Below are 13,120 nucleotides of genomic sequence, written 5' to 3' on the forward strand. Positions count from 1 at the left end.
GACGTGGTTGCGTTACGTCATCGGTCATATACAGGACTGGCCGGTGAACCGGGTCCGCGATCTGCTGCCATGGAAGGTCGAGCTTCCCTCTGCCTGAACGTCAATACGGTCTGAATGCGACGCTTACGGTAATTCTGCAGTATTGTACTATCGACTCACTACCTCTAATTATTCTGTCAATACGGTCTGTCTGTGACGCTTACCTTCAATTACAGGTTAACCATGCTGAATCTAGACTCTTTAGGGCTGGCGGCCACCGTGACCGACAGCGGGATAAGTGCGCCTGATTATCAGACGATACTCAGCCGACTCACGGGATATTTCCGGCAGATCTACGGTGCGGACAGCTATCTTGACCCGGACAGCAAGGACGGCCAGATGATCGCCATTTATGCGCTGGCAATGCACGATGCCAATAACGCTATCATTGCAGCGTATAACAGCTACAGTCCGGCCACCAGCACGGGGGCCGCGTTGTCAAACAATGTAGCCATTAACGGTATTTCGCGGCAGGCATCGGGGTATTCGAATGCCGATGTGCTGCTCACGGGGCAGGTGGGAACGGTGATAAAGAATGGCCGCGTGCGCGATAAGAACGGCAATCTGTGGAGTCTGCCATCAACCGTTACGCTCGACACGCATGGCAGCGCTACAGTGACCGCCGTCTGTACTCAGACCGGTCAGATTACAGCGCTACCTGGCGATATCAGTGAAATTGCCACGCCAACACGAGGCTGGCAGAGCGTGACTAACCCGGCAGCGGCGGCAACCGGGAGGCCGGTGGAGACGGATAACCAGTTACGCAATCGCCAGAAGAAATCTGTTGCACTGCCCTCGCGCACTGTGCTTGACGGCATTCAGGGCGCGGTGGCACTGCTTTCCGGCGTGGTGCGCCAGCGTGGGTTTGAGAACGACACCAGCGAGACGGATAAAAATGGTATTCCGTCCCATTCTATCGCCATGATCGTTGATGGTGGTGATGTGAACGCCATTGCCAGCGCTATTGCATTAAAAAAGACGCCGGGAGCAGGCACCTTTGGCGACACGTCTGCGATGGTGACCGACAGTTACGGGATGCCGCGTAAGATCAGCTTTTCCCGCCCGAAAGATGTGCGTGTATCGGTTGAGATAGACCTGACGGCATTTACCGGATACACAACCCTTACCGGCGATAAAATTCGTTCTGCGGTCGCGGCATACATTAATGCGCAACTGATAGGCGACAATCTGTACCTGACCCGACTGTATTCCCCTGCCAACTTATCCGGTGATGAGGAGGGACAGACCTACGATATTACAGCGATAAAAATCGGTCGCTCCGAGGATGCCGTCAGTGAAGAAAATCTGCTGGTGGCCTTCAACGAGGCGGTTAGCTGTACGGCGGATGATGTCCGACTGGTGGTTACGTCATGAGAGACTATACCGACTACATTACACCTGCACATCTGACCGCAGATAAATTCGTCCGGCACATCAGTCTTATCACCCGCCCGTTTACCGACATTGCCACGCAGGCAGGGCAACTGAACGCGCTGTTCAGTATTGACCACGGTAACGGGCCACAGCTTGATGCCGTGGGGGAATGGATCGGCCTGTCACGCTACGTCAAAACACCGATAACCGGCGTCTATTTTGCGCTTGATACGGAAGGGGTGGGTTTTGACCAGGGAAGCTGGAAAAGGCGCTTTGACGCAGACAGTGGTTTTACCGAACTCGACGATGATACCTACAGGTCTATATTACGGGCTAAAATTCGCGCCAATCACTGGGACGGTACTTGCGAAATGCTGGCCGATATTTACCAGGGCGTTATCCCCGATGAATCGGTAAAAATCTTCTTCACCGACAATCAGAATATGTCGATGGATGTTTACCTGACGGGCGGCGTTGTGCCGGAGGTAGGCTTTGTTGAATAAATGGATTTTATGCTGTGGTACTATGAAAACGGTTGTTTCAGATAACATAAAATCAATGCATTACATGCTTGCGTATGACGGTGTTCTGTCTGGCATCAGCGTTTTCTACCAAAACAGTGCAGACAAAACAGAATGATTACCTATTATTCAACAAAGCCTTGCTGAAGTAGTGAGGAACTCATTTGGATGATATTTCCTTGTTTTCTAAGATAGTTAAAGCCTCTTGCGAGGCTTAACGTTTTTCGCGTCCTATCACTTTATCAGCCGCCACGCGGGACAGGAAGCCGGAGCGGCTACCGTACTCAGGGTGTGCAGCGACAAACTGATCGATACGGCGGATCAGCAAAGAAGGGAGTGTTACGTTGATTTTTTCCGCTTTTCCCATCAATCGGGTAACATCCACGTCAATCAGCGCCCACACGACGCCAGCATAATCGGGATCGGCCAGCCAGTTTTCCACGCTGGTTGCTTCTGGCACCGCTTCACCATCTTCCACCAGTAATTCGATATGCGCGTCGATAGCCTCACGCACGCTCTCAATCGCATCCTGATAGTTGTCGCCGCCAGAAAAGCAGCCGGGAATATCAGGTACGCGAACGCCGAAGGATGAATCGCCTTTATCAATAGCAACAGGGTATAACATTTAAACCTCCAGTAGGAGGGGCTTAAAGCCCCGCCTGTTTTTTGATACTTTTCAGTGTTGGTAGCGGTATGTCCTTTTGTGGATGTTTTACCGTTACCAGCCCCTTTTTCGTTGGGTGTTTGAACTGGTGATGACTGCCTTTAACTCTCACCAGATACCACCCATCGGCTTCTATCATCGCTATTGCATTCCTGCTATCCATCCTCCGGCTCTCTGTGTCGTTTTGATGGGGTTATAATAACCCTAATTATTTTGGCGGTCAACTCTTTTCGGGGTTATAGGAGTTATAATGGTTGTCTTGACGCGGGAGAGTCGCAAGCGGGGTAGTAGAGTTTTGTGTTACGGTGACTTATTGATGCGAAATTTATGTGTTATCCAGCGCAACGCAAAAGGTAACACATAAACTCAATTTATTGTTTTATAATGGTTTTAATGTATGGCTCACACATATCGCAGTTAATGCATCGTTCTGTAATCAGTAAAGACATCGCGGTTTCTGAGTCAGTAAAGGGAGCAGGGCGTTTCTGCGGCGAACAAGTATGCTCGCCACAGCACCCGAAATAACGCCGTTATAGCACGATGGATCGCCTTCTCCTCGTCACTCAATTAAGGATCCGGCTCTGGCGCGCTACGTTGCGTACAATAACACAGCGTGTTACTCGCAAACATGATGCAGATAAATGAACACTCATGTAAGCGGAACGTTACCGGGCCGTTATGAGGATATCGCGCACTCTGAGCCCGGCGCGGCTAAATCAGCTTCTTCACCAGCGCCTCGCTGTGGCGAATATGGCTGGACGCGCGCTCAGGATCGTTCTGTACCAGCGCCATAAAGAGCAGGTCCGTTAACGCCAACTGGGCGGTAGTCGAGGAGATCGCGGCGCTGCGCGTACTCTGTTCTTCTGCAACGGTGTACAGGCAGTGCGTGGCGCACTGCTGCAGTGTGTTAGGCGTGAAGCCGGTAAAGGCCAGCACGTCCGCGCCCACCCGCACTGCTTCCTGCGCGGCCAGGTTAATCTCACGACGTTCACCCGTGTAAGAGATCGCCAGCAGCACATCGCCGGATGACATGGCCTGTACGCTGGCCAGTAGCGCGTGCATGTCCTGCTCCGCGACGGCATTGATGCCAATCTTCATCAGCTTCCAGGAAAAATCTTTTGCCACCAGGCCGGATGCGCCGATTCCGACCAGTAAAATACGGCGTGCGCGCTTAAGCAGCTGCAAGACGGCATTCAGCTTCTCTTCGCTGTTGATATCCAGGGTCGCGCGAATGGCCGACAGCTTTTCTGTCAGTAATTTTTCGCCCACAGCCTTAAGGGGATCGTCACTGAGGATCTGATTATGCACGGTGATGGCATCTTTATCGGCCAGCGATTCGCTCAGTGCCAGCTTGAGTGCCGGAAAACCTTTGTATCCCAGCTTTTGCGCAAACTTAACGACGCTGGACTGACTGACGCCAGCTTCTTCTGCCAGCTTTTGTGAACTTAAATGCCGTGCCCGATCCGGTTGTGACAGTAAAAAATCCGCCAGCCGGCGCTCGTTCAGCGCCAGTGAAGGATAAAGCTGGCGAATGCGCAGCAATGAACTCATGCCCAGTCCTCATGATGTAGCGGTGCGTCCCCAAGGAATAAATGATTCTAAAAGCATTGTAGCCACTGGAATAAAAAATGACAGTCATCGCCTCGCTGCGCGAAGATGACTACAATAGAGGCTGTTGATGCATATTCGTTAAAAAGGAGAGCTGTTTGACCAACGAGAGACAACGTCGCGTGGTGTTTTTCGACCTTGATGGCACATTGCACCAACAGGATATGTTTGGCACTTTCATGCGCTATTTGCTGCGCCGCAAGCCCCTGAATCTGCTACTGGTCGTGCCTTTGCTGCCCGTCGTCGGCGCAGGGCTGCTGTTCAAAGGGCGTGCGGCCCGCTGGCCGATGAGCCTGTTACTCTGGTCAATCACCTTTGGCCGATCTGAAACCACCCTGTTACGACTGGAAGCCGAGTTTGCTCAGTGGTTTCGCCAGCGCGTGAAAGCGTTTCCGGTGGTGCAGAAGCGTCTCAGCGAGTACCTCAGCAGCGATGATGCGGATGTGTGGCTGATTACGGGCTCGCCGCAGTCGCTGGTGGAGCAGGTCTATTACGATTCGGCGTTTCTGCCCAGAGTAAAGTTGATTGCCAGCCAGATGCAGCGCGGCCTGGGTGGGCGCGTGCTGAAATTGCGCTGTCTGGGCCACGAAAAAGTGGTGCAGTTAGAAGAGCAAATCGGCACACCACTGCAACTCTATAGTGGTTACAGCGACAGCAAGCAGGACAACCCGTTATTGTTCTTTTGTCAGCATCGCTGGCGCGTCACGCCGGCGGGTGAATTGCAGCAGTTAGAATAACCTGTACTGAGCTTCGGTTTTGCCGGCATGCCCGGTATAATGCGCCGCTTTTTGCTGCCGGGAGTGGTTCGTGTGACACAAGAACAAGATGAATACTGGATGCGCCGGGCGCTGACGCTGGCGCAACGCGCATGGGATGAGGGCGAGGTGCCGGTAGGCGCCGTCCTGGTTCACGGCGACCGCGTCATTGGCGAAGGCTGGAACCGGCCTATCGGTCAGCATGATCCCACCGCGCACGCAGAGATTATGGCGCTTCGTCAGGGCGGGAAAGTACTGGAAAATTACCGTCTGCTGGATACCACGCTTTATGTGACGCTGGAGCCGTGCGTCATGTGCGCCGGCGCGATGGTGCATAGCCGGATAGGTCGTCTGGTTTATGGCGCGCACGATGTGAAAACCGGCGCAGCCGGTTCGCTGATTGACGTGCTGGGCCATCCGGGGATGAACCATCAGGTAAGGTTAGATCACGGCGTGCTGGAAGACGCGTGCGCGGCGCTGCTGAGCGACTTTTTCCGCATGCGTCGTCAGCAACAAAAAGCGCTGCGACAGGCGCAGCGCGAAAGCTAATTCATTGCCACTTGTGGCGAAACGGCAGGATAGCCTTTGCCCATCTCCGCTTCCAGCGCGGCCTGCTGGGCAAGGCGCTTTTCCTGCTCCTGCAAATAGCCCACCAGGCTAATCTCATATTTACGAATATTTTCCACGTAGTTATACGCTTCCTGGCCCCGCGCGTAGCCGTAGGTCGTTTGCGCATAATAACGTTTCTGGCTCAGCATCGGCAGGCGCAGTTTCACATCAGCCCAACTGTCCGGGTTGCCACCCTGTTTTGCCGTGAGCTTACGGGCATCCAGCATATGAGCATAACCCATGTTGTAGGCGGCCAGCGCAAACCAGATACGTTCGTCTTCCGGAATGGACTGCGGGACTTTATCCATCATATTTTGCAGATACTGGCTGCCGCCGCGAATACTTTGCTCAGGATCGGTTCGATCGCCCACTTCCACGCTGTCGGCAGTATTGCGCGTCAGCATCATCATGCCGCGCACGCCGGTCGGTGATGTCGCCTGCGGATTCCAGTGTGATTCCTGATAGGAGATAGCGGCCAGCAAACGCCAGTCGATATTACTGGCGTATTTCTCAAATAACGGTTTGATATCAGGCAGAACCGTATCAATCGCACGCAGGAAGGTGCGCGTATCCACATAATCAAAGGTGCCAACGTGCCCGAGGTATTTCTCTTCCAGCCGCGCCATTGCGCCTTCTTCGCCCATGCCATTAAAGAAATCCAGCATGGCCGCGTTCAGGCTGTCGTCGCTTTCGCGGGGCATATACCACGTCACCGGCTCTTCATCCGTGACGTCAAAGGCGACCGCCATTTGTGGATGGATGCGCTGAAGCAGTGCGATGGTGACGGAATCGCCAATCGTATAATCCAGCTTGCCCTCGGCGACGGCCTCAAGTAGCGCTTTCGGGCTTTGATCGGTCGAGATAGCCCAGTCAAGGTCGGGATAGTGCTCCGCTCTGGCGCTCTTGAGTGTAGACAGATAAGCCGATCCGGATGCAACGACGAGCCGTCCCTTTAAATCGCCCAGGTTTTTCGGGCGAGTTTTATCCACACGATAAATCAACTGCTGGGAAACGCTGTAATAGCTGGGGCCCGTCTGATAGCGGTTCAGTCGCTCATTATTATAGATAAGGCCTGCGGCCAGCAAATCGGCTTTGCCGTCGTCAAGCGCATCAAACAGGTCGCTGATATTCGCGCGCACCGTGATTTCCAGCCTGACGCCCAGATAACGGGCGAAACGCTTCGCCAGCTCGTAATCCATCCCGGCCGGTGCTTTATTCACGGTGTAGTAAGTCAACGGCGAGTTTACGGTACTGACCCGTAGCACTCCCCGTGATTTAATCTGTGAAATCGTATCCTGCCCGCTCCCATGCCAGGGAATGGACGGCCACAGTGCCAGTGCTAACAGCACGGTGAGCAGACCGATAAACAGATAATTTAATTTCAGGCGTTTCAAATAGTTATCTCTCGATGGCTCCAAGGCCTCTGTCTTTTAAGGCAGTATTGATCTTGTTTTAACTCCCAGAGCGAGGGGCATTTTGCGCAACAAACTGAGGCAGAGCAACTTATAAAGCAATTTTTGCGCAATTATCAGCCAAATCTTGTTGGCCATAAATTTTGCGCAAACGGTTTCGTCGCGGAGTGGCTTTCTCTATAATACGCCCCGTTTTCCCCCTGTTGCGCCCAATGAAGCGTCGCACCCGGCGTTTCAAAGACGAGAGATCTTATGATGGAAATTCTGCGTGGTTCGCCCGCCCTGTCGGCATTTCGTGTAAACAAACTGCTGGCCCGCTTTCAGGACGCTCATCTGCCGGTAAGTGATATTTACGCTGAGTACGTCCATTTTGCCGATGTCAGCGCGCCGTTGAGTGAGGATGAAAAATCCCGTCTGCAGCGCCTGCTCAAGTACGGTCCTTCTCTCGCTGAACATGCGCCACAAGGGCGTTTGCTGCTGGTCACGCCACGTCCAGGCACCATTTCGCCATGGTCTTCAAAAGCGACCGATATTGCGCATAACTGTGATCTGTCACATGTCCGTCGACTGGAGCGCGGTCTGGCGTTTTATGTTCAGGCACCCCAGTTGACGGAAACCCAGTGGCAAACGCTGTCAGCGCTGCTGCATGACCGCATGATGGAAACGGTGTACAGCGACCTCCATCAGGCCGAACAACTGTTTGCCCACCACGAACCTCAGCCGGTCAAAAGCGTTGATGTGTTGGGTGAAGGCCGTCAGGCACTGGTTCATGCCAATACATCGCTGGGCCTTGCGCTGGCAGACGACGAAATTGACTACCTTCTGGCAGCCTTTACGAAGCTGGGCCGTAACCCTAACGACATCGAACTCTATATGTTTGCTCAGGCGAACTCCGAGCACTGTCGTCACAAAATTTTTAACGCCGACTGGATTATTGACGGCGAAAAACAGCCGAAATCGCTGTTTAAAATGATTAAGAACACCTTTGAGCAAACGCCGGATTATGTCCTGTCGGCTTATAAAGACAATGCGGCGGTGATGGAAGGCTCTGAAGTAGGACGCTTCTTTGCGGATGCCGAAAACGGGGAATATGGCTACCACCAGGAAGCGGCGCATATTCTGATGAAGGTCGAAACGCATAACCATCCTACGGCGATTTCGCCGTGGCCTGGCGCGGCAACCGGCTCCGGCGGCGAAATTCGTGACGAAGGGGCGACCGGACGAGGCGCGAAGCCGAAAGCCGGTCTGGTCGGATTCTCGGTGTCGAACCTGCGTATTCCGGGCTTTGAGCAGCCGTGGGAAGAGGATTTTGGCAAGCCCGCGCGCATCGTCAGCGCACTGGACATTATGACTGAAGGCCCTCTGGGCGGCGCGGCGTTTAACAACGAGTTTGGCCGTCCTGCATTGAATGGCTATTTCCGGACCTATGAAGAACAGGTCAACAACCACAACGGCACCGAACTGCGCGGTTACCACAAGCCGATTATGCTGGCGGGTGGCATCGGGAACATCCGTGCCGATCACGTCCAGAAAGGCGAGATTACTGTCGGGGCAAAGCTGATCGTACTGGGCGGACCGGCAATGAATATCGGTCTGGGCGGCGGGGCGGCCTCATCTATGGCATCGGGCCAGTCTGACGCTGATCTCGACTTTGCCTCCGTACAGCGTGACAACCCGGAAATGGAACGGCGTTGCCAGGAAGTGATTGACCGCTGCTGGCAGTTAGGCGACGACAACCCGATTCTGTTTATCCACGATGTCGGTGCGGGCGGGCTGTCGAACGCCATGCCTGAGCTGGTCAGCGATGGCGGGCGCGGTGGACGTTTCAACCTGCGCGATATCCTCAGCGATGAGCCAGGGATGAGCCCGCTGGAAGTCTGGTGTAATGAATCGCAAGAGCGTTACGTCATGGCGGTGGCACCCGAAAAGCTGGCTGAATTTGCGGCGATTTGCGAGCGTGAGCGCGCGCCTTTTGCGGTTATCGGTGAAGCCACAGAAGAGCAGCATCTGACGCTCAACGACAGCCACTTTGATAACAGCCCAATTGATATGCCGCTGGATGTGCTGTTGGGGAAAACCCCGAAAATGACGCGCGATGTCGTCAAACAGCAGGCGCAGGGCACACCGTTACACCGTGATGGCATCGTCTTAACGGAGGCGGTGAATCGCGTTCTGCACTTACCGACCGTGGCGGAAAAAACCTTTCTGATCACCATCGGCGATCGCAGTGTGACCGGCATGGTGGCACGGGATCAGATGGTAGGACCCTGGCAGATCCCGGTAGCCAACTGTGCGGTCACGACCGCCAGCCTCGACAGCTATCATGGTGAAGCGTTCGCTCTGGGCGAACGCGCGCCGGTGGCGCTGCTCGACTTTGCCGCCTCAGCACGACTGGCTGTTGGTGAAGCGCTGACAAACCTGGCCGCCACGCCCGTGGGGTCATTGAAGCGTGTGAAACTCTCGGCAAACTGGATGTCAGCCGCGGGTCATCCGGGCGAAGATGCGGGCCTGTATGACGCCGTGAAAGCTGTCGGTGAGGAGCTGTGTCCGGCACTGGGCATTACTATCCCGGTGGGTAAAGACTCCATGTCGATGAAAACCCGCTGGCAGGAAGGCACTGAACAACGCGAAATGACGTCGCCGCTGTCGCTGGTGATTACCGCCTTTGCTCGTGTCGAAGATGTTCGTCGCAACGTGACGCCTCAACTGATGGCGGATCAGGACAACCTGCTTCTGCTGATCGATCTGGGTAACGGTGCCAATACTCTGGGCGCAACCGCGCTGGCGCAGGTGTATCGTCAACTGGGCGACAAGCCTGCCGATGTACGTGATGCACAGCAGCTGGCAGGCTTCTTTAATGCGATGCAGGCGCTGGTCAGCCAACAGAAACTATTGGCCTACCATGACCGTTCCGATGGGGGCCTGCTGGTCACGCTGGCAGAAATGGCCTTTACCGGTCACTGCGGTGTAGATGTTGATATCGCGGCGCTGGGCAGTGATGCGCTGGCGGCGTTGTTTACTGAGGAACTGGGCGCAGTCATTCAGATCAAGGCCGCCGATCGTGAAGGTGTCGAGCAGATTCTGGCTCAACATGGACTGGCGCAGTGCAGTCATGTGCTGGGCAGCGCACAGCCGGGCGATCGCTTCGTGATTCGTTCAGGCGACAGTGCTGTGTACAGCGAAAGTCGCACCACGCTGCGTACCTGGTGGGCGGAAACCACCTGGCAGATGCAGCGTCTGCGTGATAACCCGGCCTGTGCTGATCAGGAACATCAGGCAAAACAGGACGACAACGATCCGGGTCTTAACGTCAGCCTGACCTTCAGGCCGGAAGAGGACGTTGCCGCGCCGATGATTGCTACAGGTGCCCGTCCGCGCGTGGCCGTGCTGCGTGAGCAGGGTGTTAACTCTCATGTGGAAATGGCCGCAGCCTTTGACCGCGCAGGCTTTACCGCCGTGGACGTTCATATGAGCGATCTGCTGGCAGGACGCATCGATCTGGAACGTTTCCAAGCGTTAGTGGCCTGTGGTGGCTTCTCTTACGGTGACGTACTGGGAGCCGGTGAGGGCTGGGCGAAATCTATCCTGTTCAACCCGCGTGTGCGCGATCAGTTCGAAGCCTTCTTCCATCGTCCGCAAACGCTGGCGCTGGGTGTTTGCAACGGTTGCCAGATGATGTCCAACCTGCGCGAGCTGATTCCTGGCAGCGAACTGTGGCCGCGCTTCGTGCGTAATCAGTCTGAGCGCTTTGAAGCGCGCTTCAGCCTGATTGAAGTGGCCGCCAGCCCGTCATTACTGCTGGATGGCATGGCGGGTTCGCGGATGCCTGTTGCGGTATCACACGGAGAAGGTTTTGTAGAAGTGCGCGATGGTACTCACCTGGCGGCGCTGGAATCCAAAGGGCTGGTGGCGCTGCGCTTTGTGGACAATAGCGGTAAGGTGACGGAAACCTATCCGGCCAACCCGAACGGTTCGCCAAATGGCATCACTGCCGTGACCAACGAAAGCGGGCGCGTCACCATTATGATGCCGCATCCTGAGCGTGTTTTCCGTACGGTCAGCAACTCCTGGCATCCGGCGGAGTGGGGGGAAGACAGCCCATGGATGCGCATTTTCCGTAACGCGCGCAAACAACTGGGTTAATTGCCGTAAAAAAATGGGGAGGCCAGGTGCCTCCCTTTTTTTATGGGCACGAGATGTTGGCAAAAGGAGACAGCCGTCACCTTTTGTTGTCGCTGATTGGTGACATCTATCTCTATGATTTTATTATACGGCAGAGGTACGATGAAAATGTGTTGGCATTTGGCGACACATTTGCCAGACCGGATGGTCTGAACGGGCCGCTTTCACTGCTCGCTTACCTGCAAGAGCCTGAACAGAAAGGGGCTTTTATTGTTGGCATGATCTTTGCTATAATTATCGCGCTGCTCATTCACTTGTTTATGAATGCCACCGCGCTGCGGTCAGAGCTCATAAAGCCCGAATGACGCACCAAACGGAGCCTGCCGTCCACCACACCGATAATCGTATGCATTGCATCGTTATCAAGCATCGGACGTAACGTTGAGTTAGGCTCCACCCATTCTCACGCGTGGCTAAGGCGGCGCGTCTGCGGCAGGCCAGATGGTCTGCCGTTTTCTTTTCTGCCTCTTCCTTCTCCGGGCCGACTCCGCTAGCATCCGGTAAGCGTATCTTTATGGAAGCCGTCGCGTGAAAAAATGGCGTTTTTTCCCCCAATCTCTGCGTCAGCTGGTGCTGATGGCCTTTTTGCTGGTGCTCCTGCCCTTACTGGTACTGGCCTGGCAGGCATGGGAAAGCCTCTCCGCACTCAGCAATCAGGCGGCGGACACTAACCGCAACACCTTTACCGATGTCCGGCGCAGCGAAGCCATGGCACGAACCGCCATTGAGCTGGAGCGCAGCTATCGCCAGTATTGCGTACTGGGTGATGCCTCGCTGGCGAAGCTGTATCAGACGCAGCGGATTCGTTACAGCCAGATGCTCAGCTCCCATGCTGATAATCTGCCCGATTTACCGGCTTTTAAGACGCTACGGGACACGCTGCCGCTGTTGGAAACCCTGCAGTGCCAGAACGGTAATCCGATGGGCAGTGCTGCGCAGGCGCTTGACCGTTTTTCCGCAACCAACGCACAACTGGTGCACGACACGCGGGAGGTGGTATTCGCCCGCGGCTTACAGCTTCAGCGCGAAATCGCCGATCGCGGTCAGTTCTTTGGCTGGCAGGCGCTGATTCTGTTCATTATCAGCCTGACACTCACGCTGCTGTTTACCCGCATGATCATCGGTCCGGTCAAAAGTGTCGAACGGATGATTAACCGCCTTGGCGAAGGGCGGGAACTGGGCAGCAGCATGGTGTTTCGGGGGCCACGGGAATTGCGTTCGCTGGGGCAACGTATTGTCTGGCTGAGCGAGCGGCTGCACTGGCTTGAATCTCAGCGACACGAATTTTTACGCCACCTTTCACACGAACTGAAAACCCCGCTGGCCAGTTTGCGTGAGGGCACGGCGCTTCTGGCGGATGAAGTCGCGGGCGTGCTAAATCCGGAGCAGAAAGAAATCGTCTCCATACTCGATACCAGCAGCCGTCATTTGCAGCACCTGATTGAACAATTGCTCGACTACAACCGCAGGCTCGCTGATGGGCCAATCACGCTTGAGGCGATCAAACTGGACGATATCGTGCATGACGTTGTGAATGCCCACGCCCTTTCGGCGCGTAACAAACAGATGCATGTTGAGATCGATCTGAAGGCCACAGATTGCCTGGCTGAGCCTATGCTATTAATGAGCGTAATTGATAACCTCTACTCTAACGCCGTGAACTATGGCAATGAATCCGGTAACATCTGGCTTCGTAGCCAGCAGCAGGGCGATACAGTCATCATTGAGGTCGCTAACAGCGGTACGCCCATTCCCGAGCATGAGCAGGCAATGATCTTTGAGCCCTTTTTTCAGGGCAGCCATCAGCGCAAAGGGCCGGTTAAAGGCAGTGGGCTGGGGTTAAGTATCGCAAAGGATTGTCTGCGCCGTATGCACGGCAACCTGCAACTGGTCAGCCGCGATGACGCGGATGTTTGTTTTCGCATTGAACTGAATACCACCGCCGGGAAAGTCTGA

At 54.9% G+C, this 13,120-nt stretch carries 12 protein-coding genes; 8 read left to right on the forward strand and 4 right to left on the reverse strand.

Annotated elements, in window-relative coordinates; translation table 11 throughout:
* From F7Q90_RS07160 to F7Q90_RS07170, 3 genes are all read left to right on the forward strand, one after another.
* The coding region (locus F7Q90_RS07160) for a transposase domain-containing protein (RefSeq protein WP_151160719.1) at positions 1 to 97 on the forward strand (97 nt) is incomplete at its 5' end.
* Between the two features lie 125 nt (positions 98 to 222).
* Positions 223 to 1,413 (forward strand): baseplate J/gp47 family protein, encoded by a 1,191-nt coding sequence (locus F7Q90_RS07165; RefSeq protein WP_006120658.1) that lies wholly within the window; start codon positions 223 to 225, stop codon positions 1,411 to 1,413.
* Complete coding sequence (locus tag F7Q90_RS07170; RefSeq protein ID WP_006120657.1) at positions 1,410 to 1,916, forward strand: DUF2612 domain-containing protein; 507 nt, start codon at positions 1,410 to 1,412, stop codon at positions 1,914 to 1,916. The genes F7Q90_RS07165 and F7Q90_RS07170 overlap by 4 nt, the downstream gene beginning before the upstream one ends.
* A 232-nt stretch (positions 1,917 to 2,148) precedes the next feature.
* Here F7Q90_RS07170 and F7Q90_RS07175 read toward each other — a convergent pair whose 3' ends face one another.
* The 3 genes from F7Q90_RS07175 to F7Q90_RS07185 all read right to left on the reverse strand — a co-directional run bounded on the left by F7Q90_RS07175 (position 2,149) and on the right by F7Q90_RS07185 (position 4,149).
* Positions 2,149 to 2,559, reverse strand: a complete 411-nt coding sequence (locus tag F7Q90_RS07175; RefSeq protein WP_006120656.1) for a type II toxin-antitoxin system HicB family antitoxin — start codon at positions 2,557 to 2,559, stop codon at positions 2,149 to 2,151.
* A gap of 22 nt (positions 2,560 to 2,581) precedes the next feature.
* Positions 2,582 to 2,761, reverse strand: coding sequence for a type II toxin-antitoxin system HicA family toxin (locus F7Q90_RS07180; RefSeq protein ID WP_012906750.1), 180 nt, complete (start codon positions 2,759 to 2,761; stop codon positions 2,582 to 2,584).
* A gap of 548 nt (positions 2,762 to 3,309) precedes the next feature.
* On the reverse strand, positions 3,310 to 4,149 hold the full coding sequence (locus F7Q90_RS07185; protein ID WP_006120655.1) for a MurR/RpiR family transcriptional regulator: 840 nt from the start codon (positions 4,147 to 4,149) through the stop codon (positions 3,310 to 3,312).
* 155 nt (positions 4,150 to 4,304) lie between these two features.
* Between F7Q90_RS07185 and yfhb the strand changes: the two genes are divergently transcribed.
* Both yfhb and tadA read left to right on the forward strand, forming a co-directional pair.
* A complete protein-coding gene (yfhb, locus tag F7Q90_RS07190) occupies positions 4,305 to 4,943 on the forward strand; it encodes a phosphatidylglycerophosphatase C (RefSeq protein ID WP_006120654.1) in 639 nt (212 codons plus the stop codon).
* 72 nt (positions 4,944 to 5,015) lie between these two features.
* Positions 5,016 to 5,510: a tRNA adenosine(34) deaminase TadA gene (gene tadA / locus F7Q90_RS07195; protein ID WP_006120653.1), complete on the forward strand. Its 495-nt coding sequence runs from the start codon at positions 5,016 to 5,018 to the stop codon at positions 5,508 to 5,510.
* Here the strand turns inward: tadA and mltF are convergent.
* Positions 5,507 to 6,964, reverse strand: coding sequence for a membrane-bound lytic murein transglycosylase MltF (mltF, locus tag F7Q90_RS07200; protein ID WP_006120652.1), 1,458 nt, complete (start codon positions 6,962 to 6,964; stop codon positions 5,507 to 5,509). The genes tadA and mltF overlap by 4 nt on opposite strands.
* A gap of 270 nt (positions 6,965 to 7,234) precedes the next feature.
* Between mltF and purL the strand changes: the two genes are divergently transcribed.
* From purL to F7Q90_RS07215, 3 genes are all read left to right on the forward strand, one after another.
* Entirely contained in the window at positions 7,235 to 11,125 is a 3,891-nt protein-coding gene (purL, locus tag F7Q90_RS07205) for a phosphoribosylformylglycinamidine synthase (protein WP_006120651.1), read from the forward strand.
* Between the two features lie 26 nt (positions 11,126 to 11,151).
* Positions 11,152 to 11,469, forward strand: coding sequence for a hypothetical protein (locus F7Q90_RS07210; RefSeq protein ID WP_141119391.1), 318 nt, complete (start codon positions 11,152 to 11,154; stop codon positions 11,467 to 11,469).
* Positions 11,470 to 11,692: 223 nt separating this feature from the next.
* Positions 11,693 to 13,120: a sensor histidine kinase gene (locus F7Q90_RS07215; RefSeq protein ID WP_006120650.1), complete on the forward strand. Its 1,428-nt coding sequence runs from the start codon at positions 11,693 to 11,695 to the stop codon at positions 13,118 to 13,120.

It is taken from the genome of Pantoea stewartii subsp. stewartii (genome assembly GCF_008801695.1).
Taxonomy (GTDB): Bacteria; Pseudomonadota; Gammaproteobacteria; order Enterobacterales; family Enterobacteriaceae; genus Pantoea; species Pantoea stewartii.